At 65.7% G+C, this 19232-nt stretch carries 18 protein-coding genes and 1 riboswitch; of the genes, 9 read left to right on the top strand and 9 right to left on the bottom strand.

Annotated elements, in window-relative coordinates; translation table 11 throughout:
• Positions 1 to 136: 136 nt before the first annotated feature.
• The 6 genes from gcvPB to NDN01_RS05115 form a co-directional block, all read right to left on the bottom strand.
• The gene (gcvPB, locus tag NDN01_RS05140) at positions 137 to 1720 is read right to left on the bottom strand and encodes an aminomethyl-transferring glycine dehydrogenase subunit GcvPB (protein ID WP_272626292.1); all 1584 of its coding nucleotides are present in this window, start codon (positions 1718 to 1720) and stop codon (positions 137 to 139) included.
• Positions 1717 to 3075 (bottom strand): aminomethyl-transferring glycine dehydrogenase subunit GcvPA, encoded by a 1359-nt coding sequence (gene gcvPA, locus NDN01_RS05135; protein WP_272626291.1) that lies wholly within the window; start codon positions 3073 to 3075, stop codon positions 1717 to 1719. The genes gcvPB and gcvPA overlap by 4 nt, the downstream gene beginning before the upstream one ends.
• A 132-nt stretch (positions 3076 to 3207) precedes the next feature.
• Positions 3208 to 3579 carry a glycine cleavage system protein GcvH gene (gene gcvH / locus NDN01_RS05130; RefSeq protein WP_272626290.1) on the bottom strand — a complete coding sequence of 124 codons (372 nt, stop codon included), beginning with the start codon at positions 3577 to 3579 and terminating at the stop codon, positions 3208 to 3210.
• Positions 3580 to 3854: 275 nt separating this feature from the next.
• Positions 3855 to 4982, bottom strand: a complete 1128-nt coding sequence (gene gcvT / locus NDN01_RS05125; RefSeq protein ID WP_272626289.1) for a glycine cleavage system aminomethyltransferase GcvT — start codon at positions 4980 to 4982, stop codon at positions 3855 to 3857.
• Positions 4983 to 5153: 171 nt separating this feature from the next.
• Positions 5154 to 5285: riboswitch (glycine riboswitch) on the bottom strand.
• 79 nt (positions 5286 to 5364) lie between these two features.
• Positions 5365 to 6027, bottom strand: a complete 663-nt coding sequence (locus NDN01_RS05120) for an MOSC domain-containing protein (protein ID WP_272626288.1) — start codon at positions 6025 to 6027, stop codon at positions 5365 to 5367.
• Complete coding sequence (locus NDN01_RS05115; protein ID WP_272628033.1) at positions 6024 to 6629, bottom strand: hypothetical protein; 606 nt, start codon at positions 6627 to 6629, stop codon at positions 6024 to 6026. Before NDN01_RS05115 ends, NDN01_RS05120 begins: the two co-directional genes overlap by 4 nt.
• A gap of 156 nt (positions 6630 to 6785) precedes the next feature.
• Between NDN01_RS05115 and ispH the strand changes: the two genes are divergently transcribed.
• From ispH to rnhA, 3 genes are read left to right on the top strand one after another with little or no spacing between them, the layout of a single operon-like run.
• On the top strand, positions 6786 to 7742 hold the full coding sequence (ispH, locus tag NDN01_RS05110) for a 4-hydroxy-3-methylbut-2-enyl diphosphate reductase (protein WP_272626287.1): 957 nt from the start codon (positions 6786 to 6788) through the stop codon (positions 7740 to 7742).
• A 5-nt stretch (positions 7743 to 7747) separates the two neighbouring features.
• Positions 7748 to 8707, top strand: coding sequence for a homoserine kinase (gene thrB / locus NDN01_RS05105; protein WP_272626286.1), 960 nt, complete (start codon positions 7748 to 7750; stop codon positions 8705 to 8707).
• Positions 8704 to 9153, top strand: coding sequence for a ribonuclease HI (gene rnhA / locus NDN01_RS05100; RefSeq protein WP_272626285.1), 450 nt, complete (start codon positions 8704 to 8706; stop codon positions 9151 to 9153). Before thrB ends, rnhA begins: the two co-directional genes overlap by 4 nt.
• A gap of 1492 nt (positions 9154 to 10645) precedes the next feature.
• Here the strand turns inward: rnhA and NDN01_RS05095 are convergent.
• From NDN01_RS05095 to NDN01_RS05085, 3 genes are read right to left on the bottom strand one after another with little or no spacing between them, the layout of a single operon-like run.
• Positions 10646 to 10816, bottom strand: coding sequence for a YegP family protein (locus NDN01_RS05095; protein ID WP_272626284.1), 171 nt, complete (start codon positions 10814 to 10816; stop codon positions 10646 to 10648).
• A 48-nt stretch (positions 10817 to 10864) separates the two neighbouring features.
• Entirely contained in the window at positions 10865 to 11959 is a 1095-nt protein-coding gene (locus NDN01_RS05090) for an NAD(P)/FAD-dependent oxidoreductase (RefSeq protein ID WP_272626283.1), read from the bottom strand.
• A 19-nt stretch (positions 11960 to 11978) separates the two neighbouring features.
• Positions 11979 to 12920, bottom strand: coding sequence for an alpha/beta fold hydrolase (locus tag NDN01_RS05085; protein ID WP_272626282.1), 942 nt, complete (start codon positions 12918 to 12920; stop codon positions 11979 to 11981).
• 48 nt (positions 12921 to 12968) lie between these two features.
• Between NDN01_RS05085 and NDN01_RS05080 the strand changes: the two genes are divergently transcribed.
• The 6 genes from NDN01_RS05080 to NDN01_RS05055 all read left to right on the top strand — a co-directional run bounded on the left by NDN01_RS05080 (position 12969) and on the right by NDN01_RS05055 (position 19223).
• Positions 12969 to 13442 carry an A24 family peptidase gene (locus NDN01_RS05080; protein WP_272626281.1) on the top strand — a complete coding sequence of 158 codons (474 nt, stop codon included), beginning with the start codon at positions 12969 to 12971 and terminating at the stop codon, positions 13440 to 13442.
• A 49-nt stretch (positions 13443 to 13491) separates the two neighbouring features.
• Positions 13492 to 14511, top strand: coding sequence for a Flp pilus assembly protein CpaB (gene cpaB, locus NDN01_RS05075; protein ID WP_272626280.1), 1020 nt, complete (start codon positions 13492 to 13494; stop codon positions 14509 to 14511).
• 1 nt (position 14512) lies between these two features.
• A complete protein-coding gene (locus NDN01_RS05070; RefSeq protein ID WP_272626279.1) occupies positions 14513 to 16231 on the top strand; it encodes a type II and III secretion system protein family protein in 1719 nt (572 codons plus the stop codon).
• A gap of 23 nt (positions 16232 to 16254) precedes the next feature.
• Positions 16255 to 16884, top strand: coding sequence for a CpaD family pilus assembly protein (locus NDN01_RS05065; protein WP_272626278.1), 630 nt, complete (start codon positions 16255 to 16257; stop codon positions 16882 to 16884).
• On the top strand, positions 16884 to 18170 hold the full coding sequence (locus NDN01_RS05060) for a pilus assembly protein CpaE (protein WP_272626277.1): 1287 nt from the start codon (positions 16884 to 16886) through the stop codon (positions 18168 to 18170). Before NDN01_RS05065 ends, NDN01_RS05060 begins: the two co-directional genes overlap by 1 nt.
• Positions 18171 to 18248: 78 nt before the next feature.
• Positions 18249 to 19223 (top strand): type II secretion system F family protein, encoded by a 975-nt coding sequence (locus NDN01_RS05055; RefSeq protein WP_272626276.1) that lies wholly within the window; start codon positions 18249 to 18251, stop codon positions 19221 to 19223.
• The last annotated feature ends 9 nt before the right edge of the window (positions 19224 to 19232 follow it).

The following is a 19232-nucleotide window of genomic DNA, read 5'->3' as shown; positions in this document are numbered from 1 at the left end:
TGTCACCGTGGCGACCGCACCGATGCACCGCCACTGTGGCGGGTTCGCGACCACGCACCGCTGGATTCGTTCATACCGGCATGCAGCCAGCCGGGCCAGAGCGCATTGCGCCTGTCCGGCTCCTGTCGCCCTGCCCTTATTCCGCCGCCAGCGCGACGGCCGGATCCTTCCACACCAGCACCGGCTTGCGCGCGGCCAGCGTTTCGTCGAGCCGGCTGCGCGGTGCGAAATGCGGCGCGGATTTCAGCGCGACATCGCCCGCCTTGGCCCGCTCCGCCACCGAACGCAGCGCGCCGATGAACTGGTCGAGCGCCGCCTTGCTCTCGGTCTCGGTCGGCTCGACCAGCATCGCGCCATGCACGACGAGCGGGAAATACATCGTCATCGGATGATAGCCCTCGTCGATCAGCCCCTTGGCGACATCGATCGTCGAGAAACCCTCCGCCAGGTTCGAATCGGAGAACAACGCCTCATGCATGCACGGCCCCGACGCCCCGAACGGTGCGTCGAGCGTACCGTCCAGCGAACGCAGGATATAGTTGGCATTGAGCACGGCATCCTCGGCGACCTGGCGCAGGCCGTCAGCGCCATGACTGAGGATGTAGGTGAGGGCGCGCGTGAACATGCCCATCTGGCCCTGAAAGGCGACCATGCGACCGAAGCTGCCGGCATGATGCTCCTCGGCGGTCTCTTCCTCGACAAGGCGGAAACCGTCGGCCGTCTGTTCGACGAAAGGCAATGGCGCGTACGGCGCGAGCGCTTCCGAAAACACCACCGGGCCCGAACCGGGCCCGCCGCCGCCATGCGGGGTGGAGAAGGTCTTGTGCAGGTTGATGTGCATTGCATCGATGCCGAGATCGCCCGGACGGACACGCCCGACGATCGCGTTGAAGTTCGCGCCATCGCAATAGACGAGTCCACCCGCCGCATGCACCGCATCGGAGATCGCACGCATATCGCGTTCGAACAGGCCGCACGTATTGGGGTTGGTGATCATCACCCCGGCCACGTCAGGTCCGAGCCGCGCGGTCAGCGCAGCCAGATCGACCCGGCCTTCGCTCGTTGCGGGGATGTCCTCGACTGAATAGCCGGCAAAAGCGGCCGTCGCGGGGTTGGTGCCATGCGCGCTCTCCGGCACGAGGATCACCTTGCGGTGCCCCTCGCCGCGCGCTTCGAGCGCGGCGCGAATCGCGAGGATGCCGCACAGTTCGCCATGCGCGCCCGCCTTGGGGCTCATCGCTACCGAATGCATGCCCGTGAGCGTGACCAGCCAGTGCGCGAGCTGGTGGATCACCTCAAGCGCGCCCTGTACCGTATCGACCGGCGCAAGCGGGTGGATGTCGGCGAAACCGGGCAGCCGCGCCATCTTCTCGTTGAGGCGCGGGTTATGCTTCATCGTGCACGATCCCAGCGGGAACAAGCCGAGATCGATCGCATAATTCTGGCGCGACAGGCGCGTGTAATGACGCACCGCCTCGGGCTCGGACAGGCCCGGAAGCCCGATCGGCGCGGACCGGCCCAGGCTGCCAAGGCGGGAAGCGACCTTGGCCGGTGCAGCGACCTCGACACCGGTGGTTTCAGTCGACCCGATCTCGAAGATCAGCGCCTCTTCAAGCATCAGCGCCCTATTTCCGGTAAAGGTGTTGCCGGTGACGGTCGACGCCGTCGTGGTGCCAGCCTCGGGGCGCTCCGGGCGCCAGCCGCTTGCGTTGATCGTCATGCCAGCACCTCCTGAAGCGCGGAGGCAAGTGTCTCGACATCCTCCATGGTGGTCGTCTCGGTCACGGCGACGACCAGGCCATTCGCAAGCGTCGCCTCGCCGGGATAGAGCCGTCCGAGCGATACGCCGGCCAGGATGCCGCGATCGGCCAGCGTACGGACCACGGGGCGAGCCTCGACCGGCAGCTTGAGGGTGAATTCGTTGAAGAAGGCGGTGTTGACCAACTCGACGCCGGGCACCTGCGCCAGCCGCTCCGCCGCGGCGACCGCGCCGGCATGGTTGGTCTCGGCCAGCGCCCGCAATCCGGCCTCGCCAAGCAGGGTCATGTGAATCGAAAAGGCGAGCGCACACAAGCCGGAATTGGTGCAGATGTTCGACGTCGCCTTTTCGCGGCGGATATGCTGCTCGCGGGTCGACAGCGTCAGCACGAAGCCGCGGCGCCCATCGGCGTCAAGCGTCTCGCCGCAGAGCCGGCCGGGCATCTGCCGAAGGTATTTTTCCTTGCAGCCGAACAGCCCGACATAGGGACCGCCGAACTGGAGGCCGACGCCGATCGACTGGCCCTCGCCGACGACGATATCGGCATCCATCTCGCCCGGCGACCTGATCGCGCCCAGCGCCACCGGCTCGGTCACGACCGCAATCAGCAGTGCCTTCTTCGCGTGGCAGGCGGCGGCCAATTCGGATAGGTCCTCGATGCGGCCAAGGATATCGGGATACTGGACGACGACGCAGGAAGTATCATTGTCGATCGCGGCAATCAGCGCGCCGATATCGGTCCCGGCCGACAGCGACGGCGTGCCCGTCTCAAGCACGTCGCCGGTGAACTTCGCCATGGTCTTCGCGACCGAGACATAGTGCGGGTGCAACCCGGTCGACAGGATCGCCTTCGCGCGCTTCGTCACCCGCCGCGCCATGCCGATCGCTTCCCAGCAGGCGGTAGAGCCGTCATACATCGACGCGTTCGCCACGTCGGTGCCGAGCAGCCGCGCGACCTGGGTCTGGAACTCGAACAGCATCTGCAGCGTGCCCTGAGCGATCTCGGGCTGATAGGGCGTGTATGCCGTCAGATACTCGCCGCGCTGGATCAGGTGATCCACGCTTGCCGGCACATGATGCCTGTAGGCGCCGCAACCGAGAAAGAAGGGCGCATCGCCCGCCGCCAGGTTCTTGCGTGCCAGCGCCGACATATGGCGTTCGACCGCCAGTTCGCTGGCATGACCGGGCAAGCCGTGGATCGGGCCATCCAGTTGGGCAATCGCGGGAACATCGACGAACAGGTCGTCGATCGACTTGGCGCCGATCGTGGCGAGCATCGCCTGGCGATCAGTGTCGGTAAGGGGCAGGTAACGCATTCACGCAATCTCCCCCCTCCCGCCTGCGGGAGGGGTCGGGGGTGGGCGCCCGATCAATTTCGGGCGAAGCGTTGGAGGAGAGCGCGAGCCCACCCCCAACCCCTCCCGCAAGCGGGAGGGGAGCAAGTCAGTTCAAAGCTTGGCGACGAAAGCGGCGTACGCGGCCTCGTCCATCAGGCCCTTCAGTTCTTCCGGATCGCTGAGCGTCAGCTTGAAGAACCAGCCTTCGGTTTCGGGGTCCTCGTTGACGAGGCCGGGATTGTCGCCGAGTTCGGCATTGCCCTCGATCACGCTGCCCGACACCGGCGAATAAACGTCCGAGGCCGCCTTGACCGATTCCACCACTGCCGCCTCGTCGCCCTTGGCCAGCTTCTTGCCGGCTTCGGGGACGTCGACGAACACGATGTCGCCAAGCTGCTCCTGGGCGTAGGTGCTGATGCCCACGGTGCCGACGTCGCCGTCGACATCGACCCATTCATGATCTTCGGTGAAATAACGGCTCATGGCTCACTTGCCTCCTTGGGGTGAGAATTGGTGGCCGGCAACGGCCTGGACAGGGTGAGTTTTGGTCCACGGATAGGATCGAGAAGGAAGCGATGCAGATCGCATCGCGACCGACGAGTGACGCAGCCGTGGGCCAAAAGACACCCTGCCGCTCCGCGGTCGTTCGCAGAAGGGCGCCGGCAAGGAAGGTCGCGCAGTCGCGGGCCTATCGGCCCGCGCAAGCGGCGTGACGCCGCCGGTGCCCTTCTGCGAACGATCCAGGTCATTGCCGGCCATCAATTCTCACCCCGACGGACGTAGCGGTGGGGAATTAGCGGCATCGCGGTGACGGTCGCCTGATGGACCTTGCCGCGCTGCGTGATCTGGATGACGGTGCCGATGGCGGCCATCGCGGCAGGCACATAAGCCATGGCGATCGGCGCGCCGAAACTAGGCGCGAAGCCGCCGCTGGTGACCTTGCCGACGTCTGAACCGTCCGCATCGACCACCGCCGCGCCCTCGCGGACCGGCTGGCGCCCTTCGACGACCAGGCCAACACGCTTGACGACCGGGCCCTGCTCGCGTTCGAGCAGGATGCGCCCGGCGCCCATGAAATTGCCTTCCTCGCGGCGGCGCTTCGACAGGGCGAAGCCGAGATCGGCCATTACCGGCGTCGTTTCTGGATCGAGATCATGGCCGTAGAGCGGCAGGCCAGCCTCGAGCCGAAGCGAATCCCGCGCGCCCAGCCCGATCGGCTTCACTTCGGCCTCGGCGGTCAGCGCGTCGGCGAGCGCTTCCGCCGCCTCGGCCGGCACCGAAATCTCGAACCCGTCCTCGCCGGTATAGCCCGAACGGCTGATCCAAAGCGGCGTGCCGTTCCACTCGAACGCGCCGGCGGTCATGAATACCAGGGCCCCGACGCCGGGCACCAGCCGCGACAGCACGTCGACCGCCTTCGGCCCCTGCAGCGCGAGCAGCGCTTGGTCGTCCATGATGTTGATCGTGATGTCCTCGGGCAGGTGATCGAGGAGATAGGAGATGTCGTCATATTTGGTCGCGCCGTTGACGACCATGTAGATGCCGTCCTCGCGCCGGGTGACCATCAGGTCGTCGAGAATGCCGCCATTCTCCGCCAGCAGCAGCGAATAGCGCATCCTCGCGGTGCCGAGGCCCTTGATGTCGCCGGGTAGCAGCGCCTCCAGCGCGGCGTCGGCGCCCTCGCCGGTGAACAGCAACTGACCCATATGGCTGACGTCGAACAGGCCGGCGGACTCGCGGGTCCACAGATGCTCGGCCATGATGCCTTCATACTGGACTGGCATGTGATAGCCGGCGAATTCGACCATGCGGCCGTCGCGCGCGCGGTGCCACGCGTCGAGCGGCAGCGTCTGAATCTCGATTTCGGGGTCTTCGGTGTCGCTCAATGCCGGTCTCCGTCATAAGGTGTCACGGCGTTACGCAGCGCATGACGCGCCGGGTTTCGCCGCCCCCTCTGTCACGGGAACCTGAGAGCTTTCACCCCCCTGCCTGAACAGGATGGCTTACCCCTTCGGTGGGCCGGGCGAACGTCGCGCCAGCCGCTTTCCAGAGTGTCGATAGCCCGCGCGGTCCGGTGTGCCTGAGAGATTCCGGGGCGGTTGCTCCTTCGGCGCCCCGGATCAGGGATGTCCCGCCAAGCAGTTGCTTTGACAAGGTCCCACGTCCGGGGTCTCTCCCGCGCGTGCCCATGGAAGTTGCCCCCCATCGACGCGCCCGGTGTGACGCGGCGCAGCATGCGAGTCAATCGGGCTTGGCGACGCTATTCGCTCAGGCCATCAATTTGACGGCACGGCGACGCCAGCCGGCATAGAGCAATTCCATATCGGCCAACTCGGCCAGCGCCCTTGGATCCTTGCGGTGGTCGCCCGCGATCAGCAGGCCGAACACGCGGCGGACGGTCCAGTCGGGCAAGGGCCGCGCCACCATCGCCAGGGTCTCGCCCGGCTCGGCCGTGCCTTCCTCGATCACGCGGTAATACCAGCCGCTCCGGCGTTCCTTCACCATCAGCGCGGGCAGCGCCGGCCATTGCAGCCGCTCGCCCTGCTTCCAGCAAGGCTGGCGGCCCTGACTGATCTCGATCAGCGCACGCCCCAGACGAAAACGGTCGCCGATGCAGACCTGGTCTTCAGTGAGGCCCAGGGTCGCGATATTCTCGCCAAAGGCGCCAGGGGCGGCCAGTATAGGCTCATCCTCCCGCGCCTCGCCCCGGCGCGCATGATGCCAGTGCCTGTAATGATCGTGCGGATAATGATGCAGCGCCTTGTCGGGGCCACCATGCACGCTCAGATCGGCCTGCTCGTCGCCTTCCAGTCCCAGGAAACCGATCTTCACCGGCCCGGCGACCGGGGATTTCGCGATCGCGCTTGCCTCGCCGCGCGCAAGGTACCGGGCCCTGCCTGCAAGCAGGGCAAAGACCGGGACCGCCGTCACCGCGTCGCGTTGTACTTCAGCTGGTCGTCGGTCAGCTGGAAACCGACCAGCGCCTCGAAGGTCGCGCGCACCACCGCCTGGCGGATTTCCGGGCGACTCAGCGGATCGACCGCGGCGTCGTTGCCGCCCGCCTTGCGCTTCTCGGTCAGCTTCTTGCGGACCTCGTCCGACAGCGTCGCGGCGGCGCGCGCGATGGTGCTTGACGCCTGGCCGCTCGCTACGGCGCGGTCCTGCCCGGCGTTGAAGTGCACCGAGACATGGCCGACGCGCTTGGCGATGACGGCGCTGCCGCCGCGCACCACGGTGATGAAATAGGGCAGGCTCACGTCGCGCGCCGCGTCGGTGCGGGTGCGGCGGGCCTGGATGTCGAAGGTGACCGTGGTCACGATGTCGTCGGTCGCGTCGGCGCAGGTGGAGCGGACATTGGTCATCACCGCCGTCAGGTCGATCGCCGAGGATGCGGTGCTGCCGGCCGGATCGAACAGCGTGATGTCACCGGTCGCGGCGGGAACGCCCACCGTCGGGCACGCGGAACGGATCGCAGAGATGCCGCCGGTCTCGTCGATGTCGCCGGTCGTGGCGCATCCCCCCGCAAGCAGCATCAGGATGGCAGGAACGGCTAATTTCCGGGCTGTCACGGGCACACGCACCTTATCACACAGGAAGGGGCCTCGCGCCATCGCGCCCGGCCCCGGAACGACACGCACCATAGGAACCGGCTTTCGCGCACGCAAGCAATCGCGTAGAGCCATGTTGTAATGACCGATGCCCAGAAACCGCCGCTTGAACTGCTGATCGCTGCCCCCCGCGGCTTTTGCGCTGGTGTCGACCGCGCGATCCAGATCGTCGAATTGGCGATCGAGAAATATGGCGCCCCGGTCTATGTCCGGCACGAGATCGTCCACAACCGGTTCGTCGTCGACGCGCTGCGCATCAAGGGTGCGGTGTTCGTTGAGGAACTGGACGAGGTGCCGGACGGCGTACCGGTGGTCTTTTCGGCGCATGGCGTGCCCAAGGCGGTGCCGGACAAGGCGGCCGAACGCGGCCTCACCTATCTCGACGCCACCTGCCCGCTCGTCTCCAAGGTCCATCGCCAGGCCGAGCGGCTCGTCGCCGCGGGCCGGCATATCCTGTTCATCGGACATGGGGGGCACCCCGAGGTGATCGGCACCTTCGGCCAGGTGCCGGAGGGCAGCATGTCGCTGGTCGAGACGATCGAGGATGTGGAAAAGATCCAGCCGCTCGACGTCGCGAACCTTGCCTTCCTTACCCAGACCACCCTCTCCGTCGACGACACCGCCGATATCGTCGAGGCGTTGCAGCGCCGCTTTCCGGGGATCGAGGCGCCGCGCGGCGAGGACATCTGCTACGCCACGTCGAATCGCCAGGGCGCCGTGAAGAAGATCGCCGCCGCCTGTGACGCGATGCTGGTGATCGGCGCGCCCAATTCCTCCAACTCGGTCCGGCTGGTCGAGGTCGCGGTGCGCGAAGGCACGCCGGCGCAACTCGTCCAGCGCGCGAGCGACCTGAATTTCGACTTCCTCGAGGGCGTCCGCACGCTTGGCATCACCGCCGGCGCCTCGGCACCCGAAGTCCTGGTGCGCGAGCTCGTCACCAGACTCGCCGAACGATTCGAGATCAGCGAATATGAGGTCGAGACGACCCGCGAGACGATCTCCTTCAAGCTGCCCCGCGGCCTCGAAGTCGCAGCTTAAACTCCATGGCCGTCTATACCCAGGTTTCGGCGGAGGCGCTGGCCGCCTTCCTGTCGCGCTTCGACCATGGCGAACTGGTGTCCGCCAAGGGCATCGCCGAGGGCGTCGAGAACAGCAACTATCTCGTCGACACGACTCGGGGCCGCTTCATCCTGACGCTCTACGAGAAGCGCGTGCATCTCGACGACCTGCCCTTCTTCTTCTCGATGATCGATCATCTGGGCGCGCACGGCCTGCCGGTGCCGCGCGCCCTGCCCGACCGCGACGGCGTGGTGATCCAGAAACTCGAAGGCAGGCCCGCCTGCCTGATCGAGTTCCTCACCGGCGTCTCGGTCTCGCACCCGACCAATGCCCAGGCGTTCGCCGCCGGCGCCGCGATGGGGCAGATGCACGAGGCACTGGCCGGCTTCCCCCTCATCCGGCCGAACTCGATGGGCGTGGAGAGCTGGCGCCCGTTGTTCGACCGCTGCGGCCGCGATCTCGATGGCATCGCGCCGGGGCTGTACGACGAGGTCGGCTTCGCGCTGGACGATATTCTCTCCGCCTGGCCCGATCATCTGCCGACCGGTACGATCCACGCCGATCTGTTCCCCGACAATGTGCTGATGCGCGGCGACTCGGTGAGCGGCCTGATCGACTTCTATTTCGCCTGCACCGACATCCGCGCCTATGACCTCGCGGTGATGCACACCGCATGGTCCTTCGATGCGACCGGAACGACCGCCGACTGGGCCGTGGGACGAGCGCTGATCGAAGGCTACACGCGATCCGTCGCGCTCGACCAGTATGAGCGCGCAGCCCTGATCCCCCTCGCCAGGGGCGCCTGCATCCGCTTCCTGCTGTCACGCGCCTGGGACTGGCTCAACACCCCCGCCGATGCGCTCGTGACGCGCAAGGACCCCCTCGCCTATCTGCGCCGCCTCAACGCCTATGACGCGCGCACCACCCCGCTGGACATCGCATGACCGAACTGACCAAAGTCGAGATCGCCACTGACGGCGCCTGCAAGGGCAATCCGGGGCCGGGCGGCTGGGGCGCGATCATCCGTTCGGGCACCAGCGAACGCGAACTGGCCGGCGGCGAGAAGCTGACCACCAACAATCGCATGGAATTGACGGCGGCGATCGAGGGGCTGAACGCGCTGAAGCGCCCCTGCCATGTCGTCCTGTCGACCGACAGCCGCTACGTGATGGACGGCCTGACCAAATGGATCAAAGGCTGGCAGAAGAACGGCTGGAAAACCGCCGCGAAGCAGCCGGTCAAGAACGCCGATCTGTGGCAGGCCCTGCTCGCCGCCGCGAAGCCGCATCGCATCGAATGGCTCTGGGTGAAGGGCCATGCCGGCCACCCCGACAATGAACGCGCGGACAGGCTGGCCAGCGATGCCGCGGTGGCGGCAGGGCGGGGTTAGGGAGACGCTGCCGAGGGGGCGGAACCCGTACGAAGATCCTCACGCCCGCCGTCACTCGCTGAATCAAGGCAATGCTCAATCTTCCCTCGGGTTGAGCCAAGTTTCATCTTAATTGCGATGGTGCTGAGAGTTGGACGACACGTTCACGCCAGCCCACCTTGCCGCCGCCCCTTCCATTTCGCGCGCCATATCAAGGCGGCCACGCTCATGCCGAACAGCAAGGTCATCGGCGGTCCGGGGATTGGGGTTGGTGTCCCCGGAGTACCGGGTGTTCCCGGAGTACCGGGCGTTCCCGGGGTGCCGGGTGTTCCCGGAGTGCCAGGTGTTCCCGGGGTACCGGGTGTTCCCGGGGTACCGGGTGTTCCCGGGGTACCGGGTGTCCCCGGAGTACCGGGCGTCCCCGGAGTGCCCGGATAGGTCATGCCGGGCGTTCCATAGCTCACCGCCTGGAAGTAACCGCCGCTAAACGCGAGCACGTTACCTCCGCCGCCAGCATATCCGTCGGCATTGGTCATCGGAGGGTACGGCACCGGCACGCCCTGCGTCGTGACCGCCACCTCTGCCGGTGCGCATCTTACCGTGGTTGTCGTGACCTGACGCCGCACGCGGCGAATCGCCACGGCGCGCTTCTTGTATTTCAAATGCTTGGTCACTTGAACTCGGCTGACGTTCGGCCGTTCAGCTACGTGAACCGCGCCACCGCCAACAATTGCGCCCCCGCAAGCACACGCACAGAGCTTCGCCAGAGCCATTTTTACTGACATGGAATACGTTCCCCGCGCAGCTTCGATTCCGGATATTGAATCGCAGCATTACGCTACCGAACAAGGCATATGATTAAAACGCGTTAACCATAATCTATATGTCACATATCGGGATTCTTCCCGACACAATACACTTCACAGATTTCAAATGAGTTGACTTGGTGAATTATCGCAAATTTCTAGACACTATTAACACCACCTTGATATAGATCAATATTTCTAAAATCGTGCAAAATCAGCTCCGCCACAGGACGTGAAATGCATTTATACAAATTCTATAATAATGTTTCACCGCAATTGAATTTCATCCTTCAAATTATTTAAACCAAATTAAATAACAACAGCAAGAGCATCAATGATCTACTCAATCTTGAGGATAGCCCAAATGGAAAATTGGCGACGCTGCACCTTGCGCTACGCGACTCCCGCAGCGGCGGCGGCAAAATCATCCAACATCACGCACCCGCTTTGCCCCCTTCCCTCTTGGAAGATCTCGGCAACACCATGCAAAAGCGTCTTTGAATCCTGTCGCACGTCGCAATAACGCCACGCACCAAAACGTAGCCTATCTGCCACGCCAGATGTCGAATGCTCATGAAGCGACGAGGGCAACATCCAAGGCGGACATTGCTATCCGCCGAAGGATAAGCGCCGCCCAAGCCGCCTGAACCAGCGGCCCTGTCACGGATACGGAATGGAGCGCGGGTGCTACGACCTACGCCGGACAATCAATCCTCGACGGGCGCCGGGGGGCCGTTCTTCTTGATCGAATCGATCGCGTTCTGCGCGCTGGCCTTGGTCGTATAGCCTTCGGTCCAGAACATGATTTCGCTGTTGTACTTGAACTTGGCGACATACTCGCCGGCCTTGTTCTGCTCGATCACGAATTTATGGGCCATCTCATCTCTCCCGGAGTGGATTGATGCAGGTTAGCCTCGCCCGAACCGTTACGCCAGCGTTCGAAAGCGATCGGGCGCATATTGCGCCGGATCGATCGCGGCCACGATCGGATCGGGGCTCCGGCCCAGCAACAGCGCCGCCGCCAGTGCCGCCCCGGCTGGTGCGGTCTGGATGCCGAATCCCCCCTGCCCCGCGCACCAGAAGAAACCAGGCAGCCGGGGATCGAACCCGTAGACTGGCAGCCGGTCGGGCGCGAAGCTTCTGAGGCCTGCCCAGCGACGCTCGACCGCCTCGACCTTCCAGTCGACGACCCGCTCGAACCGGTCGATCGCGATGGCGACGTCGAGTTCCTCGGGCTGGACGTCGCACGGGTCGACCGGCGTCTCGTCATGCGGGCTGAGCCATAGGCGACCGCCCGCCTCCGGCTTGAAATAGAACTGCCCCGATATGTCTCCGACATGAGGCAAACCCTCCGGTGCGGCAGGGGCGGTACGCAACTGGGTCATGGTACGGCGATAGGGCTGGATGCCGATCGGCACGGCCCCTGCGATCCGCGCGACGGTATCGGCCCATGCCCCCGCGGCGTTGACCAGGGCGGTCGCGCAGAAGTTGCCGGCGCTCGTCTCGATCCGCCACTGCCCCTCCATACGTGTCGCGGCACGAAGCGATGCGTCAACGATCAGCTCGGCTCCAGCGCGACGGGCACGGGCGAGGAAATCGGCATGGAGCGCGGCCACATCGATATAGGCGCTGCTCGCCTCCATCACGCCGAGTGTCCAGTCATCGTGCAAGCCGGGGACCAACGTCGCCGGGTCGACCCGTTCAAGCACGACCGGGGTATCGTCGAACTCGGCGAGGAAAGCGTCGATCGCGGCCGCATCGGCCGTTCGGCCGATATGGAGCGAACCGAGCGGCGCAAGGAACCGACCGGCCTGGAGCACCGGGCCCGATGCGCTGGTGAGCGGCTGGACGCCGGGGCCGCCATAGCTTTCGGACCAATAGGCCGCCGATCTCCCGGTGGCGTGATAGCCGGGCATATCTTCCGCCTCGACCAGCAGCACCGAGGCATTCGGCGCGACCGCTGCCGCGAGACTGGCGCCGGCGATTCCAGCGCCGACGATCACGATATCATAGTGCTTCAAGATTGAGTCTCCGATGCGCTCAGCGTTGCGCGCGCGCGGCCAGGAAAATGTCGATCTCGCCGATCGCGCGGTTCCGCACGCTGTCCGCCTCGCGCAGCACCTCATGGGCGGATTCCTGCCCGAACCGCACGACACGTACGTCGGGCAGCCTAGCGGCAACCTGCAGCGCCGCCTTGGGGCTCACCAGCTTGTCCGCCTCGGCGACGAGCATCAGCACCGGCACGGTCATCGTCTTCAGCCGCGGATCGTCCCGCAGGCGCCGGGTCGATTCGAACGCCCTGATCACCCAGCGCCAGCTTGGCGGCCCCAGCACCAGCTCGGGCCTGGTCGATTGCCAGTAGATCTCGTCTTCATAACGGGCCGGGTCATGGGTCAGCAAAGCCTGGCGCGTCGCTGTCGTCGCGGGGCGCTCATTGACCTTCCACGCGGGGCGCGCCGAGTTGCCCACGCCGCCCAGCAATTTCGCGAGCCGTTCCCCCATTCCGGCGCCGAGCGGACTGTGCAGGCCGAGCATCGGCGCGACCAGCACCGCTGCCACCGGCCGGGCGACGCCCTCGGTCAGCGCACGCAGCACGAGATGCCCGCCCATCGAATGGCCCATCACCACCTGCGGCCCGGCTGCCTGGGACGACCAGTCGGCCCAGAAGGCAGCGAAGTCGTCGATGAAGACGTCGAACGTCTCGACATGGCCGACATGCGGATCGGGCGACAGCCGCCCCGATCCCCCCTGGCCGCGCCAGTCGAACGCGGTGATCGACCATCCCTGGCCGTGCCAATGGGCGAACGCCTCCAGATATTTCTCGAAGATGTCGCCGCGGCCACCCTGGAACAGGATGCTGCCGCGCTGATTTCCTTCCGCCGGCCAGTCGAAACGGCGCAGCTGCCAGCCGTCGGGCGCGGTCCAATGCGAGATCCGGGCGGTTGCCGGAATCGCGCGACGGTAGAGCTGCGGAGAAACCATGAATGCTGGTTACTTTTTAGAAAGCCATGTCGTCTAGGGTAATTGCCCATGGGCGGGGGAATACAATACGCTTTGCTGCTTGGCGCGCTGGCGCTGCTCCTTGTCTCCGCGGGGATCCAGGATGCGCGTACCCGCGAAATCGCCAACTGGAAGAACCTGGCGATCCTGGTGCTCGCCCCGTTCTGGTGGTGGGCCAACGGCCTGTCGCTCTGGCCCGACATCGCGATCCAGCTCGGCGTGGCAGCGATCGTTTTCGCCTTTTTCTTCGGCGCCTTCGCCTTTGGGTGGATGGGCGGCGGCGACGTGAAGATGATCGGCGCGCTCGCCTTGTGGTTTCCGTTTGCCGGCCTCGCCTGGATGCTGATCGTAATGTCGCTGCTCGGCGGGGCGCTCACGCTGCTGCTCGTGATCGAGCGTGCCGTCCGCAAAAAGACCGGCGCGATCGAGATTCCGTACGGCGTGGCGATCGCGATCGCCGCCCTTCTTACACTTCGCGAACCGATTCTTAACCAGTTCCTGTGAATGCTTAACGCGGGCTCAATCGTCCCGTGCCCGAAAGGCCTGAATCGTCATGGACAGTCGCAAGATCATTCTTCTGGTGGGCGCCTTGATCGTCGCTGCGATCACGGCCTTCATGGCGCGTAGCCTGCTCGTCGGCGGATCGGCGCCCCAGGCTGGCGCGGCTACTACGGCCGCCGCCCCGGTCGACGGTCCCGAGGTGCTCGTCGCCACGCGCGCGCTGCCCGTGGGTACGATCCTGGATGCGACCGCGCTGAAGTTTCAGCCCTGGCCGAAGGAACTGGTCGACAACGCCTATTTCATCAAGAACACTGCCGACCTGAAGTCGCTTCAGGGCACGGTCGTGCGCAACGCGATCACCGCCGGCCAGCCGGTCACGCAGGGCGCGCTGGTGAAGCCCGGCGATCGCGGCTTCCTGGCGGCCGCACTCGGCCCGGGCATGCGCGCCGTGACAGTACCGGTGTCGGCGCAGACCGGCGTCGCCGGCTTCGTCTTCCCGGGCGACCGGATCGACCTGGTGCTGACCCAGACGGTGACCGGCGGCGGCGACGGCCCGCCGCTAAAGGTCGCCGAGACCATCATGCGCAACCTGCGCGTGCTGGCGACCGACCAGCGCACCGACAACCAGGCGGGCGAGGACGGCAAGACAGTCGTCCGCACCTTCTCCAATGTGACGATCGAGGCAACGCCGAAGATCGCGGAGAAGATCGCAGTCGCCCAGACTCTCGGCTCGCTCTCCCTCTCGTTGCGATCGATCGCGGACAACAACAGCGAGCTTGAGGAAGCGATCGCCAACGGGGATGTCAAGGTGCCCGAAGGCAGCGACCCGAAGGCCGAAAAGGCAATGCTGCTGCGGGTCGCGAGCCAGCCCCAGGCCGGCAACTCGACACTCGCGACCGGTGCCGACGTCTCGCGCTTCCAGCGCAGCACCGTGCCCGGCAAATCGGCCGAGTCCACGCCCAGCGCGCCGGGCGCCCCGGGATTTCCGGGTGCAGCGGTGACGACCGGTCCAGTGGTCCGGGTCGCGCGGGGGAATAATGTGACCGATGTTCCGGTCGGGGGGAAGAAATAGGATGCGTATCAGGACCTTCTTGCATCGCTCGGTTGCGGTGACGGCGGCGGCGGCCCTGGTCGCCACCTTGCCCGCGACCGCGATCGCCGGTGCGGCCAAGGCCGGTCCCGCAAGGCCACGTCCGGCCACCGCGCGTCCGGCACGGGTGGGGACACCCCCGGTCGGCACGCAGCGGCCAACCCGCCAGGTGCTGCTCTCGATCGGCCAGGGCGAGTTGATCACCCTTCCGTCCGACGTCGCCGACGTGTGGGTATCCAACCCGAGCACCGCCGACGTCTATGTCAGCAACGCGCGCCAGATCCACCTGTTCGGCAAGGAATTCGGCGAGGCCACGGTATTCGCGACGAATGCGAGCGGCGCCGTGATCTATTCGGCCAACATCCTGGTCAGCCAGAACATCACGTCAATCGATCGCATGATGAAGCTGGCGATGCCGGATGCCGACATCCATGTGACGACGACAGGCCAGATCGCCGTGCTGACCGGCACGGTCGCCGCGCCGGAGGACAGCGCCCAGGCCGAACGGCTGGTGACGGCGCTGCTCAACCCCGGCGTCAACGCTTCCGATGCCACCGCCACCCTGAAGATCGCCGTGTTCAACCGGCTTCGCACCGCGACCCCGTTGCAGGTCAACCTGCAGGTCCGCTTCGCCGAGGTCAGCCGCAGCTTCGTGAAGAATATCGGCGTCAATCTCACCAATCGCGACAACACAGGCGGAACCCTGTTCGGTATCACCCAGGGGCGCCAGGGCACCATCACGACGGTTCCGGGGCTTCCACCGGTACCGGGCGGTCCCCCGGTGGCCGTCGACGCGAATGGCGCCGTCCCCGGCAATACCCTGTTCAAATTTCCGGCGGGCACGGGAATGGGGACGGTACTTGGCCTCGCCGGACGCGCGTTCGGCATGGACCTGCTCGCGTCGCTCGATCTGGGTGAACGGGACGGTCAGGTGACGACGCTCGCCAACCCCAACCTCACCGCCCTTTCCGGCGAGACCGGCACTTTCCTCGCAGGCGGCGAGATCCCGATACCGGTGAGCCAGGGGCTCGGCGCTGTCTCGGTCGAATATAAGCAATACGGCGTCAGCCTAGCCTACACCCCGACGGTGCTCGCGGACGGGCGCATCTCGCTTCGGGTCCGTCCCGAAGTATCGCAACTCTCGGCAGCGGGCTCGGTGACGATCGGCAACATCGTCATCCCCGGGCTCACGACCCGCCGGGCGGAAACCACGGTCGAACTCGGCTCGGGCCAGAGCTTCATGATCGCCGGCCTGCTCCAGAATGACCATCAGAACTCGATCGACAAGGCTCCGGGCATTGGCGACGTGCCGATCCTGGGCGCCCTGTTCCGCTCCAACAGCTTCCAGCGCAACGAGACCGAGCTCGTGATCGTGATCACTCCGTATCTGGTGAAGCCGGTCAATGCGAACGACATCGTCCTGCCGACCGATGGCTACAGGGCGCCGACCGATCTGGATCGGGTGCTGCTCGGCCAGCTCGGCGGCGGCACCAACGGAGGGGATCGGCCCAAGCCAAGCATGGCTCCGCCCGCCGGTGCGGAGCCTGCCTTCGGTGCGGCCGCGCCCGTCTCCGCCCTCCCCTCGCAGGCGCCTCAGCAGCCGCGCCGCGAGGAATCGGTGATCAAGAGCATGCCGCCCGAAACCAAATCGAAATCGAAATCGAAGGCCGAGAGCGTCGCGCCCGGCTTCAACCTCAACTGACCGTCGGCTCAAGGGATAGACCCATGATCAAGCGTACGACCCTCCTCGCATCAGCCCTTGTGCCGGCCCTGCTGCTGGGCGCCTGCGCGGGCACGCAGAACCGTGGCGTGGAATCGGTCCACCAGCCGGTCGTCAGCCGGACCGACTATGTGTTCGACGTCAACACCAGCGGCAACACGCTCGCCCCGGGCGAGGCGCAGCGTCTGGCCGGCTGGATGTCCTCGCTTCGCCTCGGCTATGGTGATCGCGTCTCGATCGACGACCCCAATTCCCGTGGCGGGGGCATCCGCGACGAAGTCTCGACCGAGATCGCGCACTACGGGCTATTGCTGTCCGACGATGCACCGGTGACTGGTGCCGCCATTGCGCCTGGAATGGCGCGGATCGTCGTCACCCGCATGAAGGCAAGGGTGCCGGGCTGCCCGGATTTCAGCCGGGTGAGCCAGCCAGAGTTCGAGAGCAACACCTCGTCCAACCAGGGCTGCGCGATCAACTCCAACCTGGCGGCGATGGTCGCGAACCCCGGCGATCTCGTCCGCGGCCAGCCAGGCGCTGAAACCACCGACCCCGCGGTCTCCACCCGCGCGATCGGCACCTATCGCAAGGCCGTGCCCACGGGCGCCAGCGGCCTCAAAGATCCGGCGACCAAGTAATGAACGCTCCCTTCAACAGCGGCCGTATCGGCCAGCGCGAACCCTTCAGCGCCTTTGTCTGCGACGAGACCACCGCCGAGATCCTGCGGCCGGTCGCCGTCGAGATGGGCTGGGTACCGGAGAAGGTGAACAAGGGCGGTCTGCGCAACGCGGTCCAGTCGCTCTCGGTCTCGGCCAGCCCGCAGATCCTGTTCGTCGATCTCTCCGAATCCGGCGATCCGCTGAACGACATCAACGCGCTGGCCGAGGTCTGCGAACCGGGCACCGTCGTGATCGCGGCGGGGCAGGTCAACGACGTGCGGCTGTATCGCGATCTCGTGGTCAGCGGCATCCAGGACTATCTGCTCAAGCCGCTGAGCCCCGATATGCTGCGCGAGGCATTCACTCATGCGCAGACAATCCTCAACGCGCCCAAGCAGGTCGACGCCAGCGGCGAGCGACCGCATTGCTCCACCGCCTTTATCGGCGCGCGCGGTGGCGTCGGCGCCTCCACGCTGGCGACATCGGTCGCCTGGATCCTCAGCGAGAAGGGCGGACGGACGACCGCGTTGCTCGACCTCGACGTGCATTTCGGCACCGGCGCACTGGCGCTCGATCTCGAGCCGGGCCGCGGCCTGACCGACGCGATCGAGAATCCCAGCCGAATCGACGGACTGTTCATCGAACGCGCGATGGTCAAGTCGAGCGAGATGCTGTCGGTGCTGTCGGCCGAAGCCCCGATCAACTCGCCGGTCCTGACTGACGGCGCCGCCTTCTACCAGCTTCAGGAGGAGATGCGTGCCGCGTTCGAATGCACGATCGTCGATCTGCCGCGCAACATGCTGGTCCAGCATCCACATCTCATCACCGATGTGCAGGTCGCGGTGGTGGTGACGGAGCTGACCCTCGCCGCGGCGCGCGATTCGATCCGGATCCTGTCCTGGCTCAAGTCCAACGCGCCGCAGACCCAGGTGTTCGTCGTCGCCAACAAGATGCACGTCAACGGGCAGCAGGAAATCAGCCGGAAGGACTTCGAAGGCTCGATCGAGCGCAAGATCGATTTCGTGATCCCCTTCGACCAGAAGCTGGGCGCCCAGGCAGCCAAGCTGGGCAAGCCGCTGTCCGAGGCCGGCAAGGGATCCAAGACGATCCAGCCGATGGTCGATCTGGCTACGAGGCTGATGGGCGTCGGCGACTCGGCCGAGGGCGATGACGGGCGCAAGAAGAAGGGCGGCGGCGGCACCTCGCTGATGGGCAAGTTCGCCGATCTCAAATCGATGATGCCGAAGCGTTCGGCGAAGAAGTGACCCTGTCCGCCGACGATGAAGGCGGAAAATTCGCGGGCGTAAACCGTCCGTCAACGAAGCGGAGCGCTTGATACCGCGATGGAACTGATGCCGTACATCATGCTGTTCGCCGGCGCCGCCACGGTGCTCGTGCTGATGGTGTTCGCCTTTGCCGGGCCATCGCCGGCGCGCGCGCGCGAACGGCGGCTGGGCGCGGTGCGGGCGCGGCACAGCGATTCGTCCAACGCGCTGGTCGAGGCGCAGATGCGCCGCATCACCGCGAGCCGCGGCAACAAGATGGACGCCGCCGCGATGCGGTTCCTGCCCCGCCCGGCCCTGCTCAAGAAGCGGCTGGCGATGACCGGCAAGACCTGGACCCTCGGCCAGTACGGCATGGCCACCCTCGGCATCACCGTGATCGTCGGCATGCTGCTCTGGCTCCAGGGTCTGCCGATCGCGCTGTCCCTGCTCGTCGGCATCATGCTGGGCGCCGGCATCCCGCATTTCGTGGTGGGTTTCTTCATCAAGCGCCGCATCACCCAGTTCACCGCCAAATTCCCGGATGCGATCGAGCTGCTGGTCCGCGGCCTGCGCTCCGGCCTGCCGATCACCGAGACGATCGGTGTCGTCGGTCAGGAGGTCGAGGGGCCCGTCGGCGTCGAGTTCCGCTCGATCACCGACAAGATGAAGATCGGCCGGACGATGGACGTAGCGTTGCAGGAAACGGCGGACCGGCTCGGCACGCCCGAATTCCAGTTCTTCGTCATCACTATCGCGATCCAGCGCGAGACCGGCGGCAACCTGGCCGAGACTCTCGCCAACCTCGCCAACGTGCTGCGCATGCGCGGGCAGATGAAGCTGAAGATCAAGGCGATGTCGTCCGAATCCAAGGCGTCGGCGTACATCATCGGCGCCCTGCCCTTCATCGTGTTCGGCATGATCTGGATGATCAACGGCAGCTACATGCAGACCTTCTTCATCGATCAGCGGCTGATGGTCGCGGGCGGCGGCGGCCTGATCTGGATGGGCATCGGCGCCTTCATCATGGCCAAGATGATCAACTTCGAAATCTGAACTGGGACA

The sequence above is a fragment of the Sphingomonas sp. QA11 genome (assembly GCF_028473665.1).
Classification (GTDB): domain Bacteria; phylum Pseudomonadota; class Alphaproteobacteria; order Sphingomonadales; family Sphingomonadaceae; genus Sphingomonas; species Sphingomonas phytovorans.
The sequence above is the reverse complement of the archived record's forward strand: the minus strand, read 5'-3'. Positions and strand labels throughout refer to the sequence as shown.

What these genes read in the sequence shown, in the direction of transcription:
- cpaB (WP_272626280.1), top strand. Translation starts at nt 13,492, where the DNA reads ATGGACAGTCGCAAGATCATTCTTCTGGTGGGCGCCTTGATCGTCGCT.
- NDN01_RS05085 (WP_272626282.1), bottom strand. Translation starts at nt 12,920, where the DNA reads ATGGTTTCTCCGCAGCTCTACCGTCGCGCGATTCCGGCAACCGCCCGG.
- NDN01_RS05080 (WP_272626281.1), top strand. Translation starts at nt 12,969, where the DNA reads ATGGGCGGGGGAATACAATACGCTTTGCTGCTTGGCGCGCTGGCGCTG.
- ispH (WP_272626287.1), top strand. Translation starts at nt 6,786, where the DNA reads ATGACCGATGCCCAGAAACCGCCGCTTGAACTGCTGATCGCTGCCCCC.
- NDN01_RS05095 (WP_272626284.1), bottom strand. Translation starts at nt 10,816, where the DNA reads ATGGCCCATAAATTCGTGATCGAGCAGAACAAGGCCGGCGAGTATGTC.
- gcvPB (WP_272626292.1), bottom strand. Translation starts at nt 1,720, where the DNA reads ATGACGATCAACGCAAGCGGCTGGCGCCCGGAGCGCCCCGAGGCTGGC.
- NDN01_RS05065 (WP_272626278.1), top strand. Translation starts at nt 16,255, where the DNA reads ATGATCAAGCGTACGACCCTCCTCGCATCAGCCCTTGTGCCGGCCCTG.
- gcvH (WP_272626290.1), bottom strand. Translation starts at nt 3,579, where the DNA reads ATGAGCCGTTATTTCACCGAAGATCATGAATGGGTCGATGTCGACGGC.
- NDN01_RS05060 (WP_272626277.1), top strand. Translation starts at nt 16,884, where the DNA reads ATGAACGCTCCCTTCAACAGCGGCCGTATCGGCCAGCGCGAACCCTTC.
- NDN01_RS05070 (WP_272626279.1), top strand. Translation starts at nt 14,513, where the DNA reads ATGCGTATCAGGACCTTCTTGCATCGCTCGGTTGCGGTGACGGCGGCG.
- gcvPA (WP_272626291.1), bottom strand. Translation starts at nt 3,075, where the DNA reads ATGCGTTACCTGCCCCTTACCGACACTGATCGCCAGGCGATGCTCGCC.
- NDN01_RS05055 (WP_272626276.1), top strand. Translation starts at nt 18,249, where the DNA reads ATGGAACTGATGCCGTACATCATGCTGTTCGCCGGCGCCGCCACGGTG.
- NDN01_RS05115 (WP_272628033.1), bottom strand. Translation starts at nt 6,629, where the DNA reads ATGCTGCTTGCGGGGGGATGCGCCACGACCGGCGACATCGACGAGACC.
- thrB (WP_272626286.1), top strand. Translation starts at nt 7,748, where the DNA reads ATGGCCGTCTATACCCAGGTTTCGGCGGAGGCGCTGGCCGCCTTCCTG.
- rnhA (WP_272626285.1), top strand. Translation starts at nt 8,704, where the DNA reads ATGACCGAACTGACCAAAGTCGAGATCGCCACTGACGGCGCCTGCAAG.